19 protein-coding genes and 1 pseudogene are annotated in these 18853 nt (G+C 69.6%); 7 read left to right on the forward strand and 13 right to left on the reverse strand.

The window, feature by feature from the left end:
* Positions 1–2: 2 nt before the first annotated feature.
* Positions 3–1529: a peptide MFS transporter gene (locus ACH4K4_RS24100; RefSeq protein WP_398169935.1), complete on the reverse strand. Its 1527-nt coding sequence runs from the start codon at positions 1527–1529 to the stop codon at positions 3–5.
* Positions 1530–2052: 523 nt separating this feature from the next.
* On the opposite strand from ACH4K4_RS24100, the gene ACH4K4_RS24105 reads away from it, so the two are divergent.
* The gene (locus ACH4K4_RS24105) at positions 2053–2733 is read left to right on the forward strand and encodes a response regulator transcription factor (RefSeq protein ID WP_360126934.1); all 681 of its coding nucleotides are present in this window, start codon (positions 2053–2055) and stop codon (positions 2731–2733) included.
* A 59-nt stretch (positions 2734–2792) separates the two neighbouring features.
* A complete protein-coding gene (locus ACH4K4_RS24110) occupies positions 2793–4040 on the forward strand; it encodes an ATP-binding protein (RefSeq protein WP_398169936.1) in 1248 nt (415 codons plus the stop codon).
* A 21-nt stretch (positions 4041–4061) separates the two neighbouring features.
* Here the strand turns inward: ACH4K4_RS24110 and ACH4K4_RS24115 are convergent, their stop codons facing one another.
* Positions 4062–4592 (reverse strand): GtrA family protein, encoded by a 531-nt coding sequence (locus tag ACH4K4_RS24115; RefSeq protein ID WP_398169938.1) that lies wholly within the window; start codon positions 4590–4592, stop codon positions 4062–4064.
* 136 nt (positions 4593–4728) lie between these two features.
* Complete coding sequence (locus tag ACH4K4_RS24120) at positions 4729–5166, reverse strand: protease inhibitor I42 family protein (RefSeq protein WP_398169939.1); 438 nt, start codon at positions 5164–5166, stop codon at positions 4729–4731.
* Between the two features lie 163 nt (positions 5167–5329).
* On the opposite strand from ACH4K4_RS24120, the gene ACH4K4_RS24125 reads away from it, so the two are divergent.
* Genes ACH4K4_RS24125 through ACH4K4_RS24135 form a run of 3 tightly spaced genes read left to right on the forward strand, consistent with a single transcriptional unit; the run spans position 5330 to position 8168 of the window.
* Positions 5330–6448: a 5-(carboxyamino)imidazole ribonucleotide synthase gene (locus ACH4K4_RS24125; RefSeq protein ID WP_398170026.1), complete on the forward strand. Its 1119-nt coding sequence runs from the start codon at positions 5330–5332 to the stop codon at positions 6446–6448.
* Positions 6445–6984 carry a 5-(carboxyamino)imidazole ribonucleotide mutase gene (gene purE / locus ACH4K4_RS24130; protein ID WP_398169940.1) on the forward strand — a complete coding sequence of 180 codons (540 nt, stop codon included), beginning with the start codon at positions 6445–6447 and terminating at the stop codon, positions 6982–6984. Before ACH4K4_RS24125 ends, purE begins: the two co-directional genes overlap by 4 nt.
* On the forward strand, positions 6981–8168 hold the full coding sequence (locus ACH4K4_RS24135; RefSeq protein ID WP_398169942.1) for a dipeptidase: 1188 nt from the start codon (positions 6981–6983) through the stop codon (positions 8166–8168). The genes purE and ACH4K4_RS24135 overlap by 4 nt, the downstream gene beginning before the upstream one ends.
* A 142-nt stretch (positions 8169–8310) precedes the next feature.
* On the opposite strand, the gene ACH4K4_RS24140 is transcribed toward ACH4K4_RS24135, so the two are convergent.
* The gene (locus ACH4K4_RS24140) at positions 8311–9651 is read right to left on the reverse strand and encodes a UDP-glucose dehydrogenase family protein (RefSeq protein WP_398169943.1); all 1341 of its coding nucleotides are present in this window, start codon (positions 9649–9651) and stop codon (positions 8311–8313) included.
* Between the two features lie 198 nt (positions 9652–9849).
* Between ACH4K4_RS24140 and ACH4K4_RS24145 the strand changes: the two genes are divergently transcribed.
* A complete protein-coding gene (locus tag ACH4K4_RS24145) occupies positions 9850–11022 on the forward strand; it encodes an acyl-CoA dehydrogenase family protein (protein ID WP_398169944.1) in 1173 nt (390 codons plus the stop codon).
* A gap of 340 nt (positions 11023–11362) precedes the next feature.
* Here ACH4K4_RS24145 and ACH4K4_RS24150 read toward each other — a convergent pair whose 3' ends face one another.
* The 7 genes and pseudogenes from ACH4K4_RS24150 to ACH4K4_RS24180 all read right to left on the reverse strand — a co-directional run bounded on the left by ACH4K4_RS24150 (position 11363) and on the right by ACH4K4_RS24180 (position 15760).
* Positions 11363–11833 carry a hypothetical protein gene (locus ACH4K4_RS24150; protein ID WP_398169945.1) on the reverse strand — a complete coding sequence of 157 codons (471 nt, stop codon included), beginning with the start codon at positions 11831–11833 and terminating at the stop codon, positions 11363–11365.
* 37 nt (positions 11834–11870) lie between these two features.
* Positions 11871–12095: pseudogene (locus ACH4K4_RS24155) on the reverse strand (DUF397 domain-containing protein); the annotation flags it as partial.
* A gap of 20 nt (positions 12096–12115) precedes the next feature.
* On the reverse strand, positions 12116–12433 hold the full coding sequence (locus ACH4K4_RS24160) for a hypothetical protein (protein WP_398169946.1): 318 nt from the start codon (positions 12431–12433) through the stop codon (positions 12116–12118).
* 38 nt (positions 12434–12471) lie between these two features.
* Complete coding sequence (locus ACH4K4_RS24165; RefSeq protein WP_398169948.1) at positions 12472–13314, reverse strand: helix-turn-helix domain-containing protein; 843 nt, start codon at positions 13312–13314, stop codon at positions 12472–12474.
* A complete protein-coding gene (locus ACH4K4_RS24170) occupies positions 13304–13828 on the reverse strand; it encodes a DUF6879 family protein (protein ID WP_398169950.1) in 525 nt (174 codons plus the stop codon). The genes ACH4K4_RS24165 and ACH4K4_RS24170 overlap by 11 nt, the downstream gene beginning before the upstream one ends.
* Positions 13812–14021: a hypothetical protein gene (locus ACH4K4_RS24175; protein WP_329920733.1), complete on the reverse strand. Its 210-nt coding sequence runs from the start codon at positions 14019–14021 to the stop codon at positions 13812–13814. The genes ACH4K4_RS24170 and ACH4K4_RS24175 overlap by 17 nt, the downstream gene beginning before the upstream one ends.
* Before the next feature lie 419 nt (positions 14022–14440).
* Entirely contained in the window at positions 14441–15760 is a 1320-nt protein-coding gene (locus ACH4K4_RS24180) for an LCP family protein (protein ID WP_398169952.1), read from the reverse strand.
* A gap of 263 nt (positions 15761–16023) precedes the next feature.
* On the opposite strand from ACH4K4_RS24180, the gene ACH4K4_RS24185 reads away from it, so the two are divergent.
* On the forward strand, positions 16024–16575 hold the full coding sequence (locus ACH4K4_RS24185) for an acyl-CoA thioesterase (protein ID WP_398169953.1): 552 nt from the start codon (positions 16024–16026) through the stop codon (positions 16573–16575).
* A gap of 25 nt (positions 16576–16600) precedes the next feature.
* Here ACH4K4_RS24185 and ACH4K4_RS24190 read toward each other — a convergent pair whose 3' ends face one another.
* Both ACH4K4_RS24190 and ACH4K4_RS24195 read right to left on the reverse strand, forming a co-directional pair.
* A complete protein-coding gene (locus tag ACH4K4_RS24190) occupies positions 16601–17305 on the reverse strand; it encodes a hypothetical protein (RefSeq protein WP_398169955.1) in 705 nt (234 codons plus the stop codon).
* A gap of 44 nt (positions 17306–17349) precedes the next feature.
* Positions 17350–18819, reverse strand: coding sequence for an LCP family protein (locus ACH4K4_RS24195; protein ID WP_398169956.1), 1470 nt, complete (start codon positions 18817–18819; stop codon positions 17350–17352).
* Between the last annotated feature and the right edge of the window lie 34 nt (positions 18820–18853).

The following is an 18853-nucleotide window of genomic DNA, read 5'->3' on the forward strand; positions in this document are numbered from 1 at the left end:
CCTCAGCGCACGTCGCCCATCCGCTCGTTGATCCGCTTGCGGTTCAGGTAGATCGCCACACCGGCCAGCGTGGCGAGCGCGGCTTCCGCCACCAGTACGCCGACGCCGCTGAGGTCGGCCCCGGCGATGCCCAGGAGGCTGACGACGCTGTCGCCGGCGGTGTTGGCGAGGAACCACACGCCCATCATCTGGCTGGCGTACTTCACCGGGGCCAGCTTCGTGGTCACCGACAGGCCGACCGGGGAGAGGCACAGCTCACCCATGGTCTGCATGCAGTACACGGTGATCAGCCACATCGGGCTGACCTTGTCGCCGCCGGCGGACATCATGATCGGGACGATGAAGAAGAAGTACGAGGCGCCGATGGCGACCATCGCCATCGCGAACTTCACCGTGGTGCTCGGCTCCTTGCCGCGCCGGGCCAGCGCGAGCCACATCGTCGCGAAGACCGGGGCCAGGGCGAGCACCCACATCGGGTTGACGGACTGCAGCCACGTCGAGGGGAAGCTCAGGCCGAAGATGGTCTTCGCGGTGTTCTTCTCGGCGAACAGGCTGAGCGTCGAGCCCGCCTGGTCGAAGATCATCCAGAAGGCGGCGGCCGCGACGAAGAACCACAGGTAGCTGCTGACCTTGCCCTGCTCGGACGGCGACAGCTCCTTGTCCCGCTTGATGCGGAACAGCACCGCGAACGGGATGGCGATGCCGATGACGCCGATCGGGACCAGCGCCCAGTTGAGCGTGAAGTGACCGGTGCCCGCGACGATGCCGTAGAAGACGGCGGCGATGCCCGCCCACAGCAGGCCCTTGCGCAGCCAGCCGTTGCGCTCCTCGACCGTCAGCGGGGTCGGCACCTGGCTGCTCTTCGGGTCCAGGTGCTTGGTGCCGAACAGGAACTGGGTCAGGCCCAGCGCCATGCCGACCGCCGCGAGACCGAAGCCCAGGTGCCAGTTGATGCTCTGGCCGACCCAGCCGAAGAGCAGCGGGGCGACCAGCGACCCGAGGTTGATGCTCATGTAGAAGACGGTGAAACCACCGTCGCGGCGCGGGTCCTGCGGGCCGTTGTAGAGGTGTCCGACCATCGTGGAGATGTTGGACTTCAGCAGGCCGGAGCCGCAGGCGACCATGGCCAGGCCGACGAAGAACGACGGTCCCGGGATGGCGAGCACCACGTGACCCGCGATGACGACGGACGCGCCGACGATGACCGTCTTGCGGGGGCCCCAGACCCGGTCGCCGAACCAGCCGCCGGGCATGGCGAGGAGGTAGACCAGGGCCATGTACACCGCGTAGATGGCGCTGGCGCTCGCCGCGGTCATGGCCAGGCCGCCACCTTGCGAGCCGGTCTCCGCGTCTGCGCCTCCCGAGATCAGGTAGAGGACGAGGAGCGCCCTCATGCCGTAGAAGCTGAACCGCTCCCACATCTCGGTCATGAAGAGGGTGGCCAGTCCGCGGGGGTGGCCGAAGAAGGTCTTGCCGCCGTTGGCAGGGTTCCCCTGCGCGGCCGCGTCCTTCGTCAGGCTGGACGCCATGGTGCTTCCTAGGTGTGCTCGGGACGCGTGTGGGTGACCGCAGCGCGCCCGGGTCGGCTGACCGGCACCGGCGTCACTCTGCCCACCCCACGTCCCTGGGGGTCGATGCCACTGAGAAGAGGAATCGGCAGGACATTCGCGACACCGGGATCCACGCCCCCCGTGCTGCTCGCGCGGTGGACCCGGTCGACAGGTCTTTCACTGTGTATCAGGGCCGGTGGTTCCGGCCCCGCACACAACAGGGACCGATGACCTCGTTCGAGAGTCACTGGTCCCATGGCTGTGCTACGGACGTTGGGACACCATACGTCCAGCGACCCCGCCGTTGGGGCCAGTGAGACAACGGTCACATGTGTGACCGGGAACCATTGGAGGGGTTCCAGGCGAGGCGGGGCGCGTACCCCGCCGTCGCGCGCCGGTCGCTTTCCGGCCGCCGCCACCCCGTACGCCGGACGTTTTCCGGGCGGCTCCGGGCCTGCCGGCCCCGGCCCGTGAAGGTACGACATCGGACTACCATCGGCCCATGACCCGTGTACTGCTCGCCGAGGATGACGCGTCCATCTCGGAGCCGCTCGCCCGCGCCCTGCGCCGCGAGGGTTACGAAGTCGAGGTGCGTGAGGACGGACCCACGGCGCTCGACGCCGGTCTCCAGGGCAATATCGACCTGGTCGTCCTCGACCTGGGCCTGCCCGGCATGGACGGCCTGGAGGTCGCCCGCCGGCTGCGCAACGAAGGCCACTCCTTCCCCATCCTCGTCCTGACCGCCCGCGCCGACGAGGTCGACACCGTCGTGGGCCTGGACGCCGGCGCCGACGACTACGTCACCAAGCCCTTCCGGCTCGCCGAGCTGCTCGCCCGCGTCCGGGCCCTGCTGCGCCGCGGTTCGACCGTGGAGCCGCAGCAGCCGCCCGCGACGCACGGCGTGCGGATCGACGTCGAGTCGCACCGCGCCTGGATGGGGGACGACGAACTCCAGCTCACGGCGAAGGAGTTCGACCTGCTGCGGGTGCTGGTGCGCGACGCGGGCCGGGTCGTCACCCGCGACCAGCTGATGCGCGAGGTCTGGGACACGACGTGGTGGTCGTCCACGAAGACGCTGGACATGCACATCTCCTGGCTGCGCAAGAAGCTCGGTGACGACGCGGCGAACCCGCGCTACATCGCCACCGTCCGCGGCGTCGGCTTCCGCTTCGAAAAGAGCTGAGCGCCCGCCGCCGGGCGGGAAGAAGTAGAAGAAAGAACGCATCCCGCCCGGAGGACACCGTGCGCCGCCGTCTGATCAACTCCACCCTCGCCGTGGTGCTCGTCGTGATCGCCGTCTTCGGCGTCTCGCTCGTCATCGTCGAGACCCGCACCATCCAGTCGGGGGCGCAGGACAGCGTCGCCGCCGAGGCCGTACGGCTGGTCGGCATCGTCGAGAGCCGGCTGGGCAGCGGCGAGAAACTGACCCCCGAGATCCTCTCGGAGCAGATCACCGCCCAGCGGTACGCCGAGATCGAGGTGCCCGGCAGGCCGCGCATCGAGCTCGGCACCCGGCCGACGGGCGACGTCATCGAGTCGACGCAGCACGGCGACCGCGGCGAGACGGTCACGGTCCAGGAGCCGCGCTCCGCGGTCAGCGCCGAGATCGGCCGGACGCTGCTGGTCATCCTGGCCGTCGCGATCCTGGCGATCCTGGCCGCCGTGGTGCTCGCCGTCCGCCAGGCCCACCGGCTGACCGCGCCGCTGACCGACCTCGCCGAGACCGCCGAACGCCTCGGCTCCGGCGACCCGCGCCCGCGCCACCGCCGCTACGGGGTGCAGGAACTGGACCGGGTCGCGGACGTGCTGGACGCCAGCGCCGAGCGGATCGCGCGGATGCTCACCGCCGAACGCCGGCTCGCCGCCGACGCCTCCCACCAGCTGCGTACGCCGCTGACCGCGCTCTCCATGCGGCTGGAGGAGATCACCCTCACCGACGACCTGGACACGGTGAAGGAGGAGGCCACCATCGCGCTCGGGCAGGTCGAGCGGCTGACCGACGTCGTCCAGCGGCTGCTGACCAACTCCCGCGACCCGCGTTCCGGCTCCGCCGTCGCCTTCGACCTGGACGAGGTGGTCAAGCAGCAGATCGAGGAGTGGCGCCCGGCCTACCGCAGCGCGGGCCGGGCCATCGTGCGCTCCGGCAAGAAGGGGCTGCGGGCGGTCGGCACGCCCGGGGCGGTGGCCCAGGTGCTCGCCACGCTGATCGAGAACTCGCTGATGCACGGGGACGGGACGGTGGCGCTGCGCATCCGGGTCACCGGCAACCAGGCGGTCGTCGAGGTCACGGACGCCGGCCGGGGCGTGGCGCCGGATCTCGGTTCGCGGGTCTTCGAGCGCACGGTCAGCGGCCGCAATTCGACGGGGCTGGGGCTGGCGGTCGCCCGTGACCTGGCGGAGGCGGACGGCGGCCGGCTGGAGCTCCTCCAGCAGTACCCGCCGGTCTTCGCGCTGTTCCTCGCCCGCGAGGCGGAGCCGCACGCGGAATGAGCCGCCGCCGCGTGCGCCGCGCTACTTGCGGGCCCGCTCGGCTGCGGCCGCGCTCGGCGCGCGCTCTGCCTGCGCGCCTTCGGCCAGAAAGGATTCCGCGGTCGCCACGGCCTTGCGCGCGGGCAGTGCCCTGAAGACCCAGGTGCGGTAGGACCAGAAGCGGAAGAGCGTGGCCAGGCCGATACCGAAGAACTTGAAGAAGTTGCTCTGGAGCGGTGTGTCCCAGTGGAACCCGTAGGTCGCCACGTACAGGGTGCCGTTCTCGATCACCAGGCCGATGACGCTGAAGAGCAGGAAGAGCGTCAGCTCCTTCGTGCGTCCGCTCTTCTCGCGCTCCCGGTAGGTGAAGTAGCGGTAGCCGAGGTAGTTGGTGCCGGTGGCCACGACGGTGGCCACGATGCTGGCCCGGACGACGGGCAGCTCGGTGAGGTGCCGTACGAGGTTGAACACCGCGAAGTTGACGAGCACCCCCGCACCGCCGACGGCGCCGAACTTCACGAATTCGCGTGTCAGCGCGTCCAGTCGGGCCCGCAGTGCGCTCCGTTCACTCATAGTGATCGTTCAGCTCCTGACGGTGGGCGTTCTTGGGCGTCTTTGTGCGGTCGTCAACCTGCGTCCGCCCGCTCATGCTAACCAGGGGACCTGTGTGTTGCCTGCCATCCGGGGGCGCGGAAGCGGTCAGATTTTGTCAGTCCACGGACACGTGAAACCGTCTGATCCTGGTGTTTTCGTCCTGCTCGTCGGCCTGCGGGGTGCCGCAGCGGAAGCAGTACTTGAGAGTAACCTCGGTGCGTCCGGCGCCCCGGGCCCTGAATTCCACGTAGCGGATGCCGCCCGAACCCGCGCGTACCGGCTTGTCGGGGACGTAGTGCCCGCCGGACTCCTGCAGTACGGCCGGATCCGGCTCCGGTGCCGCGAGAACCCACCGGAAACCCGTCGAGGGGTTGTCCTTGAGGCGGATCGAGAACGATGTGCCGGAGGTGACCGATATCTCGCGGTCGCCCTCGTCGAAGACGACCGGTGCGGTCAGCAGTGTGACCACCGCGTACCCGGCGGCGATCAGAGCCAGCACCGCGACGACGACCCCGGCGGTCCTGGCGGGCCGCGCCGCGCCGCCGTCGTTCATGTCTCCCCCCTCCGCGGGCGCGGCGAGCCTACCGCCCGGGGTGATCTTCGGGGGGCGTGAACCGCCAAGCTGGCGCACTTGCGTTCGTACGTTCATCCAAGGGGGCGACGGGGCGGAGCGGACGGGCGGATACCCTGGGGGCGTGACGTTCCCGGTAGTCGGCATGGTCGGCGGCGGTCAGCTCGCCCGTATGACCCACGAGGCGGGCATCCCCCTCGGCATCAGATTCAAGCTCCTCAGCGACACTCCGCAGGACTCGGCGGCCCAGGTGGTCAGCGACGTCGTCATCGGCGACTACCGCGACCTGGACACGCTGCGCGCCTTCGCCCGTGGCTGTGACGTGATCACTTTCGATCATGAGCACGTTCCCACCGAGCACTTGAGGGCCCTGGAGGCCGACGGCATCCCCGTCCGGCCCGGCCCCGACGCGCTGGTGCACGCCCAGGACAAGGGGGTGATGCGCGCGAAGCTGGACGCGATCGGCGCCCCCTGCCCCCGGCACCGCGTCGTCGCCGACCCGGCGGACGTGGAGCGGTTCGCGGCGGAAGGGGAAGGGTTCCCCGTCGTCTTGAAGACGGTCCGCGGCGGCTACGACGGCAAGGGCGTGTGGGTCGTACGATCCTCCAAGGAGGCCGCCGAGCCGTTCCGCGCCGGAGTGCCGGTTCTGGCCGAGGAGAAGGTCCCCTTCGTACGGGAACTGGCCGCCAACGTCGTCCGCTCGCCGCACGGCCAGGCCGTCGCGTACCCGGTCGTGGAGTCCGTCCAGGTCGACGGCGTCTGCGACACGGTCATCGCGCCCGCCCCCGGCCTGAGCGACGAGCTGTCGGGGCAGGCCCAGGAGCTGGCGCTGCGCATCGCGCGGGAACTCGGCGTGATCGGCCACCTCGCGGTCGAGCTGTTCGAGACCGCCGACGGCCGCATCCTGGTCAACGAGCTGGCGATGCGCCCGCACAACTCCGGCCACTGGACCCAGGACGGCGCGGTCACCTCGCAGTTCGCCAACCACGTCCGGGCCGTCCTCGACCTCCCGCTCGGCGACCCCCGCCCGCGCGCCAAGTGGACGGTGATGGCCAACGTCCTCGGCGGCGATTACCCCGACATGTATTACGCGTACCTCCATTGCATGGCACGGGACCCGCAGCTGAAGATCCATATGTACGGAAAGGACGTGAAGCCCGGCCGCAAGGTCGGACACGTCAACACCTACGGCGACGACCTGGCCGACGTGCGCGAGCGCGCCGCGCACGCCGCCGGCTACCTGCGAGGAACCATCACCGAATGACCCACAGCAGCTCCCCCCTCATCGGCATCGTCATGGGCTCCGACTCCGACTGGCCCGTCATGGAGGCCGCCGCCAAGGCCCTCGACGAGTTCGAGATCACCTACGAGGTCGACGTCGTCTCCGCCCACCGCATGCCGCACGAGATGATCGCGTACGGCGAGCAGGCCGCCGGGCGGGGCCTGAAGGCGGTCATCGCGGGCGCCGGGGGAGCGGCCCACCTGCCGGGGATGCTCGCCTCGGTCACGCCGCTGCCGGTCATCGGCGTGCCCGTACCGCTGAAGTACCTGGACGGCATGGACTCGCTGCTGTCCATCGTGCAGATGCCGGCCGGCGTGCCCGTCGCGACCGTCTCGGTCGGCGGCGCCCGCAACGCCGGACTGCTCGCCGCCCGGATGCTCGCCGCCCACGACCCGGAGCTCCAGACCCGGATGCGCGAGTTCCAGCAGCACCTGAACGAGCAGGCCACCGAGAAGGGCAAGCGGCTGCGCAACAAGGTCGCCTCCCCGGCCGGCTTCGGCTTCGGGAGCGGCAAGTGAGCGCGTCCCTGGAGGCGGCCCGCGCGCTGCTCGCCGAGCACCCCGTCGTCGACGGCCACAACGACCTGCCCTGGGCGCTGCGCGAGCAGGTCCGCTACGACCTCGACCGCCGCGACATCGCCGGCGACCAGGCCGAGCACCTGCACACCGACATCCCCCGGCTGCGGGCCGGCGGCGTCGGCGCGCAGTTCTGGTCGGTGTACGTACGGACCGACTACACCGGCGACCAGGCGGTCAGCGCCACCCTCGAACAGATCGACGTGGTGCGCAGGCTCGCCGCCCGCTACCCGGACGACCTGCGCATGGCGTACACCGCCGACGACATGGAAGCGGCCCGCGCCGACGGCCGGATCGCCTCCCTGATGGGCGCCGAGGGCGGCCACTCCATCAACAACTCGCTGGCCACCCTGCGCGCGCTGTACGAACTGGGCGTGCGCTACATGACGCTCACCCACAACGACAACATCGCCTGGGCGGACTCGGCCACCGACGAGCCGCGCGCGCACGGCCTCACCGCCTTCGGCCGCGAGGTCGTCCGCGAGATGAACCGCCTCGGCATGCTCGTGGACCTCTCGCACGTCTCCGCCGACACCATGCGCGACGCGCTGGACACCAGCGTCGCGCCGGTCGTCTTCTCGCACTCCTCCGCCCGCGCGGTCTGCGACCACCCGCGCAACATCCCGGACGACGTGCTGGAGCGGCTGCCCGCCAACGGCGGCGTCGCGATGGCCACCTTCGTGCCGAAGTTCATCCTCCCCGAAGCCGTCGACTGGACGCTGCGGGCGGACGCGAACATGCGCGCGCACGGCTTCCACCACCTGGACACCACCGCCGAGGGCATGGCGATACACCGCGCCTTCGAGGCGGCGAACCCCCGCCCGCTCGCCACCGCCGCGACCGTCGCCGACCACCTCGACCACATGCGCGAGGCCGCCGGCATCGACCACCTCGGCATCGGCGGCGACTTCGACGGCACCGCCTTCACGCCCGCCGACCTCGCCGACGTGTCCGGCTACCCGAACCTGATCGCCGAACTGCTCGACCGCAACTGGTCCGAAGCCGACCTGGCCAAGCTGACCTGGCAGAACGCGGTGCGTGTGCTGCGCGGTGCCGAGGACGTCGCGGGCTCCCTGCGCGCGGAGCGCGGCCCGTCCATCGCGACGATCGAGCAGCTGGACGGCTGAGGCACCGGACCTGAGGCCCCCGCTCCGAGGCCCCCGCTCTGAGGGCCCTGCTCCGAGGCCCCCGCTCTGAGGGGCGCGCAGCCCGCCGCAACGCCACGAGGGGCCGGACTCCACGGAGTCCGGCCCCTCGTCGCTCGTCGTGTCAGGCCTGCGGACGGCCCAGCGCCCGGTAGGTCCAGCCCGCCTTGCGCCACAGCGAGGGGTCGAGCGCGTTGCGCCCGTCCAGGATGTGCGGCGTGGCCACGACCTCGGCCAGCACGGCCGGGTCCAGCTCGCGGAACTCCCGCCACTCGGTCAGGTGCAGCACCACGTCGGCGCCGCGCACCGCCTCCGTGGCCGTGTCCGCGTACCCCAGCGTCGGGAACACGCGTCGCGCGTTCTCCATGCCCTTGGGGTCGAACACCGTCACCTGGCCGCCCTGGAGGTGGATCTGGCCGGCGACGTTGAGCGCGGGGGAGTCCCGTACGTCGTCCGAGTCGGGCTTGAAGGTGGCGCCGAGGACGGCCACCCGCTTACCGAGGAAGGACCCGCCGACCGCCTCCCGGGCCAGCTCGACCATGTGGCCGCGGCGCCGCATGTTGATCGAGTCGACCTCGCGCAGGAAGGTCAGCGCCTGGTCGGCGCCCAGCTCGCCGGCGCGCGCCATGAACGCCCGGATGTCCTTGGGCAGGCAGCCGCCGCCGAAGCCGATGCCGGCCCGCAGGAACTTCTTGCCGATCCGCTCGTCGTGGCCGATCGCCTCCGCCAGCTTCACCACGTCGCCGCCGGCCGCCTCGCACACCTCCGCCATGGCGTTGATGAACGAGATCTTGGTGGCCAGGAAGGAGTTGGCGGCGGTCTTGACCAGCTCGGCGGTGGGGAAGTCGGCCACGACGAACGGCGAACCCTCGGCGACGGGCTTCGCGTAGACCTCGCGCAGCAGCTCCTCGGCCCGGCCGCCGTCGACACCGACGACGATCCGGTCCGGGTGCAGCGTGTCCTGTACGGCGAAACCTTCGCGCAGGAACTCGGGGTTCCAGGCCAGCTCGACGTCCTCGCCGGCCGGCGCCAGCTCCGCCAGCCGCTTGGCCAGCCGCGCCGCGCTGCCCACCGGCACCGTCGACTTGCCGACCACCAGCGCCGGGCGCCGCAGCAGCGGGGCCAGCGACTCGACGGCCGACTCGACGTACGACATGTCACAGGCGTACTCGCCGTGCTTCTGCGGCGTGTTGACGCACACGAAGTGCACGTCGCCGAAGTCCGCCAGCTCCTCCCAGGAGGTCGTGAAGCGCAGCCGGCCGCTGGCGCCCTCGATGCCCGCGACGTGCGCCCGCAGCAGCTCCTCCAGGCCGGGCTCGAACATCGGGGTCTCGCCCCGCTCCAGCATCGCGATCTTCGCCGGGTCGATGTCCAGCCCCAGCACCTCGAATCCCAGCTCCGCCATGGCCGCCGCGTGGGTCGCGCCGAGGTAGCCGGTGCCGATCACGGTGATCTTCAGGGCCATGGATGCTCCAGGTGCTGACGGGGAATGCTGCGCAGGCTGAGCATAGTCCGGGCCGTGCCGAGCGGTTTCGGCCCGGTGGCCGAGATCCGTCCGGGTGCTGTCGGCTAACTCACGTACCCCGCCCGCCGCGCGGCCCCTAGTATTTGGGTTACTTAACGGTAGTTAGCAAGTAGCCAGCTCTCAGGGGAGTGAGAAACATTGGCGGGAACCGCTGATTTCGATCTGTACCGGCCGTCCGAGGAGCACGACATGCTCCGCGAGTCGGTGCGCTCGCTCGCCGAGGCGAAGATCGCGCCGTTCGCCGCCGCCGTCGACGAGGAGGCCCGCTTCCCGCAGGAGGCCCGGGACGCGCTGACCCTCAACGACCTGCACGCCGTGCACGTACCCGAGGCGTACGGCGGCGCCGGCGCCGACGCGCTGGCCACCGTCATCGTCATCGAGGAGGTCGCCCGCGTCTGCGCCTCCTCCTCGCTGATCCCGGCCGTCAACAAGCTCGGCTCCCTGCCCGTGATCCTCTCCGGCTCCGAGGAGCTGAAGAAGCAGTACCTGGCCCCGCTCGCCAAGGGCGACGCGATGTTCTCGTACTGCCTGAGCGAGCCGGACGCCGGCTCCGACGCCGCCGGCATGAAGACCAAGGCCGTACGCGACGGCGACCACTACGTCCTCAACGGCGTCAAGCGCTGGATCACCAACGCCGGCGTCAGCGAGTACTACACCGTCATGGCCGTCACCGACCCGGAGAAGCGCTCCAAGGGCATCTCCGCCTTCGTCGTGGAGAAGGACGACGAGGGCGTCTCCTTCGGCGCCCCGGAGAAGAAGCTCGGCATCAAGGGCTCGCCGACCCGCGAGGTCTACCTCGACAACGTCCGCATCCCCGCGGACCGCATGATCGGCGCCGAGGGCACCGGCTTCGCCACCGCCATGAAGACCCTGGACCACACCCGCATCACCATCGCGGCCCAGGCCCTCGGCATCGCCCAGGGCGCCCTGGACTACGCCAAGGGCTACGTCCAGGAGCGCAAGCAGTTCGGCAAGCCGATCGGCGACTTCCAGGGCGTGCAGTTCATGCTCGCCGACATGGCCATGAAGCTGGAGGCCGCCCGCCAGCTCACCTACGCGGCGGCCGCCAAGTCCGAGCGCATCTCCGCCGGCGGCAAGGCCGAGGACCTCACCTTCTTCGGCGCCGCCGCCAAGTGCTACGCCTCCGACGCCGCCATGGAGATCACCACCGACGCGGTCCAGCTCCTCGGCGGCTACGGCTACACCCGCGACTACCCGCTGGAGCGCATGATGCGCGACGCCAAGATCACGCAGATCTACGAGGGCACCAACCAGGTCCAGCGCATCGTGATGGCGCGGAACCTGCCGTAACTGGGTTTTCGCAGGTCAACGGCCATTTTCGATGGCTCGCGGGCTGTGATCGGCTTCCGGTCCGTTCGGGTCCGTTTCGGGCCGATCATGGGCGTCATGCTGGGGAAATCCTGGGCTGACGCTGGACGGGGAACCGCCTCTCGCCTGCATAAACGCAACGGCCCCCGGCACTCTGCCGGGGGCCGTTCGCATGGGCTCTGTCAGGCGACTTCGGCCTGTGCCTCGGTGGGGTCGTCCGCGCCGGGCGTCAGCATCGTGGCGATTCTGTGTCCGGCTGCTGAGTGATCCGATGCTTCGTATACCGCAGGATCGAACGGGACATCGTGGTGTGCTGTCCTCATCAGATCCAGCCAATCGGGCAGACAAGATCCGGTGCTGCACGGTTCGGGGAACACGTCACCAGAGCTACAGACAGAAATGCGGGCCTCTCCAGGTAGAAGCCGTGGGACACGTCTCCACCCCAACCCAGCCGTACAGCAGCGGAGTGAACCCGTAGTGCCAGCCGCGTACTGTCGCGGTCCGACTCTGAGGCGAACCGGAGCGCGTACTCGGTCAGTTGTTGCCCGAGCCATTCCGCCGCTTCTTTCGGCGCGTCCCAGGTGCCGCGCACCAACTTCGCGGGTTTGATCAGCCAGTGGGCGGTTTCCAGCGGTGGCAGGTCCACGGTCGGGAACTCCGCCTTCACTTCCTTGTACCGCGCGATCAGATCCGGCTTATCGGCCGGTGGTGGACCAGAATACGGGGGCCGTCGCAGTGCCTCGTCATCGAACCGTTGCTTGGAACCGGTCCACAGGTAGCCGTGGTGGTGCAACTGTCGTCCCGTTCAGTGCAGGAAGAAGACGGGCGCCCGACAGGCCGAAGCGGGCCGGGTCAATACCGGGTGCGTTCAGTTCCTCGGTGGTGAAGCGCAACGGCTCCGCACCGGGCCGCTTGCTGTCGCCCAGCGCCCACGCGTTGGGGCCGATCTTGGCCAGCGTGGCGCAGGACTCGCCGTCGGGGTGTGTGTTGCCCCCGCACGCCTTGAGGAACGTGACACCGTCGATGGGCAGGCTGTACAGGTCGGTTCCGGGCATAGGTGTGCCTTCCTGTGAGATCAGTGCAGCCGGTACTGATCCGGCTTCGACACATACACAGCGCCCGGACCAAGAGCCGTCGCGCTCTCCCGAAAGAACTCGTGCAGCATCGACCGGGCGTTGTCGCGCATCGCTTTGGCTAGATGGTCAGCCAGCAAAGCGGCCTCAGACGGGAGCAGAACCATTTCCGTGTCTGCCATATGCCGACCGCTCTTCGTCAGCCACACAGGAATGCGAATGTTCCCATCATCGTCCCGGTATGCCGGGCGACTTGGGATGGGGTCCATCCGCCAACCCAGCGGGACCTTCTGACGGTCCTTCTTCGGTTCGGTCGGCATGAGTACATCCTCGGGCCGCAGGCGAGGGACCTCTAGTGCTATTTGCGTTGTCGGGTAAAGATCCCGGACCACTCGTTCAGGAGTTCTCGGCACTCGACTCCGAACACTGCGTACGACTCGTACCTCTCGAAGTCCTCGCGGTATGCGTTCACGTCACGATGGTCCCGCAGGATCAATGCACCGGTGCCGGTTTCCACGGTGGCTAGTCGCCGGTCGTATACCGTGAAAGTATTCAGCGGCATCTCTGAAATGTGGCCTGCCAAGGGGATGACCCCAAGCCGAACACCAGGAATTCGAGATACCGAAGCCAGTCGGTCGAGCTGCATTGCCATGGCGAGAGGTGGCAGTAAGGGCCAGCGAACGGCCTGTTCCGTCAGCAGGAACGTGCACGACTTTGACGAGTCGTAGAGGACGCTCTGGCGTGCCAGCTTCTTCGCAATGGTCTTGGACTGGTCTCCGGGAGTGTCCGCGATGCTGGCACGCACATACTCCGGCGTAGCAAGTAGCCCTGTGATCGCCGAGAGCAGGAAGAATCGGAACTCCGTTGTGACCGTTTCGATCCTGGCTAGCTCGTTCTGCTTCTTATCAAGACCCCGGCGCCGCGAAGACCAATGGTCCTGCCACTCGGTATTCGCGGTGCGAACCAGTTCGAGGATCTGCGAGGCTGCCGGATCATCGGTACCAAGCGCTTCAAGGATCAGCTCTACGTCGACAATGGCGGGAGTGAGTTTCCCGCTCTCCATGTTGCTGACCTTGGTTTGTGACAGGTTGCAGCGGCGAGCGAGCCAGGTCTGAGTCTTCCCGGCTCGCTTACGCAGGCTTCGCAGTGCTTCCGCTAGGTCCGACCTGGACTGACCTAGCCGTTCAGGCTCAAAGCTCAAGACCCTTCACGAACTCCTCGAAGGGCACGGACTCAGCTACCGCGATTCGCTGGTATTCGATGAACCGGGCCACGTCGCCCTCGAATACCTCGCGGTTGATCTGCTTCCCGTCAGGCTCATAGTTCATGAGCACGACTTCCGACTGGTCGAACATCCAGAAGTCTTGAACCCCCTCAAGAGGGTTGGTTCTGTCGGTCACGTCGAGAATGCGGATCTGCTCCCCAGCCAAGAGGTGCGGCCGGTAGTACTGGGAGAACTCGAACCGCAGGTACTCAGACAGAGGTCGAGTGACGATGTGGACGCGTCCTTGAACGCGCCCCTCCGTGACCTGTCTGCGAAGCCGTTCTGTGTACTCGTTGTGGACCGTTGCGGGGTCGATACGCGCGCCGTCGCGGAACGCCTGAAGCTCCTCGGCTTCCTGCGGCATGAGGTACTGCGGCAGGGTCTCAAGACGCCATGCTTCCCGCCGGAAGCCCTCGAAGCGTGCGGCCCACTCTTCACCAGCCAAGAGCACGGACAGCCTCCCTCAGAATGTCTTCGGGGATCTCGACAAGCCCTTCCCCCTCCGGGGGCTGGAATGCCTTGGACACGTCGCCCTGGACGACGATGGAGCCGGAAGCGGTGCGGTAGACGTTCGGGCAGTCGTCCTTGCCGCACGGCCCCCCGTTGCCGTTTCCGGTGAGTCGGGTCAGTTCCTCACGAGCCATGGTGAAGCCCCCTGCCCCCGCCCCCTTGTGGGGCGGCTCCACGACCGTACGGAGGGCGTGCCGTCGGCGTCCATGCGATCACGCCAATATTTGCGTTGTCGCATAAAACTGTGGTGCTCGCCCACCGCCGGAGGCGGCCTTGGGTATGGCGTGGCAGGCTCACGTGAGCAACGCATGACCAACAGAGGGGCCGAGGGAGGTCCCAAGGGGGTCAGCTTGGTGATCATGGGGAAATGCTGGGGAGGTACCCCACGGAAGGGGTGTCTTCCCAGGTCAGCGCCGTGTTCGCTGTAAAGCACGCAGATCTACGAGGGCACCAACCAGGTCCAGCGGATCGTGATGGCGCGGAACCTGCCGTAACGCCCGGCACGTGAGAAAGCCCCCGCCGAGGCGGGGGCTTTCCCTTTTGCCTGCCCCGGTTACTCGTTTCCGCTCACCGTCACCGGCTCGTCGTTCTTCAGCTGTCCGACCAGCTTGGAGACCTGGGCCTTGTCCCAGACGAGGTTGCCGCCGCGGGTGCCGGAGACGGGCATGTTCATCGACTTGCCGTCGCCGCCGGTGACGCCCTTCATGGCGAAGAACATCGAGCCGAGGTCGAACAGGCCCATGTCCTTGTCGACGATCAGGGTGTCCAGGCCCGCGCCCAGCGTCGGGTAGAGCTTGAACGGATTGATGATCGTGCCGGGGGTGGCCGTCTGGCTGGCGAGCGCGGCGAGGAACTTCTGCTGGTTCTTCGTACGGTCCAGGTCGCTGCCCGCGAAGGCGTAGCGGGTGCGGACGAAGGCGAGGGCCTGCTCACCGTTGAGGGTCTGCTTGCCGGCCTGGAAGTCGGCGCCGGACTTCTTGTCCTTGAACGCCTTCGGGATGTCCATCTCGACCCCGCCGATCGCGTCGACGATGTTGGCGAAGCCCGCGAAGCCGATCTCGACGTAGTGGTCGATGCGCAGCCCGGTGTTGTGCTCGACGGTGCGCACCAGCAGCTCCGGGCCGTCCTCCGCGTACGCCGCGTTGAGCTTGGTGTGCCGGCCCTTGCCCGGGTACTTCTTGCCGGTCTTGGAGCCGACGAACGAGGGGATCTCCACGTCCGAGTCGCGCGGCAGGGAGATCAGCGTCGGGCCGTTGCTCCCGTCGTGCAGGATCATCATCGAGTCCGTGCGCTTGCCCTCGGCGGAGCCGGTGTGCAGCTTCTTCTTGTCCTCGTCGGACATGCCCTCGCGGCTGTCGGAGCCGACGATCAGGTAGTTCGTGCCGTCGCCTTCCTCCGGCCGGTCGATGACCTTGCTCAGGTCGACCTCGCGGCGCAGCTTGCCGTCGGCCCAGAAGTACGTGGCGACCGAGGTGACCAGCAGCACGGCGACCAGCGTCAGGACGGTCCACTTGATGCGGCGGCCCCAGTTGGGGGCGGGGCGCGGGGAGCGGCCGCCGCCCTGCCCGCCGCCGCGGCCCCCGCCGTACACCTGGCCGGTGTTGTAGCCGTCGTCCTGCCCTTGGCCGTAGCCGTTGCCGTACGGGTCCTGGCCGTGGCCCTGCCCCTGGTGCGGGACGCCGGGGCGGCGCGGCGAGAGGTGCGGCGGCAGCGGCGGCTCGGGCTGCTGCCCGGGGTTGGGGCCGGGCCCGGGTCCGCCGGGACCCCCGGGGCCGCCGCGCCGTACGTGCGGCATGGCGCGCGCGCCCTCCGGGTCGGAGCCGCTGCCGCGCCCGTACCGGTCTCTGTTGTCGGACCCAGGCCACTCGTTCATGGAGGAAGTCTGCCTGTAGTACGGGCCTGTCATACAGGCCGGGTACGAGATCGGGCCGCCGCTGTTGCAGAGCTGATGCAAAGTGACGCGGGGCGTCGCTTGCGGAATCCGTGCGGAGGTGTTGATTCCGGCACGTTGCCGCTGGTCAGGGAGGAAAAGGCGCATTGGGGCGCGCACGGAGGTGTGGTGACACGGCCAGGAGTGCGGGGGGCGTGGGGGCGGGTGCCAGGGAGGGGCGTGCGACCCGCGCATAAGGTGGGCGCATGACCGATCTCGTCACCACCGGCCCGGAGGGCGACCTTCCGGGCAAGCCCACCTCGGCGTCGCGCACCACCCTCAGCCACATCATGACGGCGGGGGACACCAATCTGCTGGGCACCGTGCACGGTGGCGTGATCATGAAACTCGTCGACGACGCGGCGGGCGCGGTGGCCGGACGCCACTCCGGCGGGCCCGCGGTCACCGCCTCCATGGACGAGATGGCGTTCCTGGAGCCGGTGAAGGTGGGCGACCTCGTCCACGTACGCGCCCAGTGCAACTGGACCGGCCGCTCCTCCATGGAGATCGGCGTGCGCGTCATGGCCGAGCGCTGGAACGAGTCCACGCCCGCCACCCAGGTCGGCTCGGCCTACCTCGTCTTCGCGGCGGTGGACGAGGAGGGCAAGCCGCGCCCCGTACCGCCGGTCGTCCCGGAGACCGAGCGCGACAAGCGCCGCTACCAGGAGGCCCAGATCCGCCGCACCCACCGCCTGGCCCGCCGCCGCGCGATCAAGGAACTGCGCGCCCAGCGGGTCGCCGACGGCATCGCGGAGTAGCGGCCCCCGCCGACGAGCGCTCCGGTCACGGTCCCGGCTCGGGCCGGGTGAGGGTGTGCGCCGCGTCCTCGTCGGCCGTCCGGCGCCCCTCCCAGACGAGGACGCGGGCGGGGTGCGGCGCGGCGGTCTCGGCGAGAACCTTCTCCGCCAGGGCGGCCTTGCTGCCCAGGGCGCGATCGACGACGGCGTGGCCGGTGCCGCGCTCCGCCCACGTCTTGTCCGTGAGCACGTCGACACGCCAGGTGTAGCGGACCCGTTCCCGCAGGATGCGGTAGACGTACGACGGGGTGACCGCGAGGTCGCGGGCGATCGCGGAGGCGTCCCGGCCGTCCTCGGCCGCTTCCAGTACGAGCCGTGGCAGCGCGGCCTCGGTGATCTTGTACGCGCGGCGGATACGGCCCGCCTCGGCGAGGGTGAGGGTCTCCGCGTCGAGGCCCGGGCCGGCGGCCGGGACGGGCCGGGGCGACGGCGGCCCGGGGTGCGGCAGATGTGCGTGGTTGAGGCGTTCGACGTCGGCCTGGAGGGCCGCTTCCTCCTCTTCCAGCCGGGCGCGCTCGGCGGAGAGGCGCGCGGCGCGGGCGGTCAGGGCGTCGGGCCCGGCGTTCGTGCGGGAGGGGCCGGGTGTGTCCGATGCGCCGCGGTCGGGCAGGGAGCGGAGAAACTGCTGGGTGACGGCGGTGACCTGGTCGATGAACCACCGGTCGGTGAGTAGTGCGCGTTTTTCGCCCATGGGCGGTGAATGTACTCAGTACACAGCGCCCGGCACAACACGGTTCACTCCGAGCGCGGTCGTCCCGGGCAGGCCGCCTCGTCGCCGGTCAGGGTGGCGAACTCGTCCGAGCCCGACGGCTGGGTGGGGTCGTCGGAGCGGACCTTGTGCACGGATGTGAAGTCCTTGCCGACGGTGACGCGCAGCACCGCGCCCTGGCCGGGGACCTGGCGGAGGGCGGCGCCGGGCAGGGCGGCGGCGAGTGAGCGGACCGAGCGGTTCCAGCGCGGGTCGTAGGCGATCACGGTCCGCCGTACGCGGGCGGGGGCGTTGCCGGCGGTGCCGGTGGTGTCGAAGCCGGTGGCGCGCAGGGCCTTGTCGACCGCGCGGCCCAGGCCCATCCGGCCGGCGCCGTTGTCGACCTGCACCCGGATCGTGGCCGGTGGTACGTCCACGACCGCCGCGCGCTGCCGGCCGGCCCGGCGCACGGCCAGCGGCCGGTCCTCGCGCAGCGCCCGGAAGAGCTTCTGCGCCTTGGCCTCGTTCCACTTCACGGTCGAGCCCACGTTGGGCACCTCGAAGTCGATGTCGCCCAGCGGTACGGAGGCGAACTCGGACGACGACGGGTTGAAGCCGCGCAGCGCCTGCCCGAGGTCGACCATCTCGTCGGCGCCGAAGCCCTCGTCGGCCCGTACGGACTCCAGGAGCGCGTCGGTGATGTCCTTGAGCTTGACCGGGTGCAGCAGGGCGCCGGAACTGGTGATCTTGTGCATGAGGGCGGCGAGGAAGCGCTGCTGGCGCTGCATCCGCCCGAGGTCGGAGGCGCTGTCCAGGTGCCGGGCGCGGACGTACTGGAGGGCCTGGCCGCCGCTGAGCTGGGTCCGTCCGGCGGGCAGGTCCAGGCCGGTGTAGCTGTCCTTGAGGGGGCGGGTCGTGCAGACCTGCACGCCGCCGACCGCGTCCACCGTCTTCATGAAGCTGGTGAAGTCGACCTCCAGGTAGTGGTCGATGTGCACCCCGGTCATGCGTTCGACGGTCCGGATGGTCAGGTTCGGCCCGCCCTCGGCGTACGCGGCGTTCAGCTTCACGGGGTGGCCGTGGTGTTTCCGGCCGGTGTTCGCGTCGGTGTGCGGGGGCGTGACGGCGTACGAGTCGCGCGGCAGGCTGACCACGCTGGCGCGGTCCCGGCCGGCGGACAGGTGCACCACCATGATCGTGTCGGTGCAGTGGCACGGCTCCCCGCCCAGCCGGTACCTGCGTTTCTCCTGCGGGGAGAGCTTGTCCCGGCCGTCGGTGCCGACCACCAGGAAGTTCATGCCGTCGCCGCCGCTGTTGTCCGGCCGGTTGCCCATGCCCTCGAAGGCGTCCACCCGGGCGATGCCGTCCTCGACGCCGGTGACCATGGCGTGCCCGATACCGCCCGCGGCCAGCAGGAGGAGCGAGGCGCCCGCGGTGATGCGCAGCCCCCAGCGGGGCCGCCCGTCCGGGCGCCGGTGACGGGCGGGCGGGCGGGGTGAGCGGTGCGCTGCGGGCAAGGGGGACACCTCCGCGGTGGGCCGGGCGGACGGG

It is taken from the genome of Streptomyces sp. NPDC017529, from assembly GCF_044329785.1.
In the GTDB taxonomy this organism is placed as follows: domain Bacteria; phylum Actinomycetota; class Actinomycetes; order Streptomycetales; family Streptomycetaceae; genus Streptomyces.

Bases quoted from the DNA above. Each gene is read 5' to 3' on its own strand.
- ACH4K4_RS24100 (WP_398169935.1), bottom strand. From the start codon at position 1,529: ATGGCGTCCAGCCTGACGAAGGACGCGGCCGCGCAGGGGAACCCTGCC.
- ACH4K4_RS24105 (WP_360126934.1), top strand. From the start codon at position 2,053: ATGACCCGTGTACTGCTCGCCGAGGATGACGCGTCCATCTCGGAGCCG.
- ACH4K4_RS24115 (WP_398169938.1), bottom strand. From the start codon at position 4,592: ATGAGTGAACGGAGCGCACTGCGGGCCCGACTGGACGCGCTGACACGC.
- ACH4K4_RS24120 (WP_398169939.1), bottom strand. From the start codon at position 5,166: ATGAACGACGGCGGCGCGGCGCGGCCCGCCAGGACCGCCGGGGTCGTC.
- ACH4K4_RS24125 (WP_398170026.1), top strand. From the start codon at position 5,330: ATGGTCGGCGGCGGTCAGCTCGCCCGTATGACCCACGAGGCGGGCATC.
- purE (WP_398169940.1), top strand. From the start codon at position 6,445: ATGACCCACAGCAGCTCCCCCCTCATCGGCATCGTCATGGGCTCCGAC.
- ACH4K4_RS24140 (WP_398169943.1), bottom strand. From the start codon at position 9,651: ATGGCCCTGAAGATCACCGTGATCGGCACCGGCTACCTCGGCGCGACC.
- ACH4K4_RS24160 (WP_398169946.1), bottom strand. From the start codon at position 12,433: ATGCCGACCGAACCGAAGAAGGACCGTCAGAAGGTCCCGCTGGGTTGG.
- ACH4K4_RS24175 (WP_329920733.1), bottom strand. From the start codon at position 14,021: ATGGCTCGTGAGGAACTGACCCGACTCACCGGAAACGGCAACGGGGGG.
- ACH4K4_RS24180 (WP_398169952.1), bottom strand. From the start codon at position 15,760: ATGAACGAGTGGCCTGGGTCCGACAACAGAGACCGGTACGGGCGCGGC.
- ACH4K4_RS24185 (WP_398169953.1), top strand. From the start codon at position 16,024: ATGACCGATCTCGTCACCACCGGCCCGGAGGGCGACCTTCCGGGCAAG.
- ACH4K4_RS24190 (WP_398169955.1), bottom strand. From the start codon at position 17,305: ATGGGCGAAAAACGCGCACTACTCACCGACCGGTGGTTCATCGACCAG.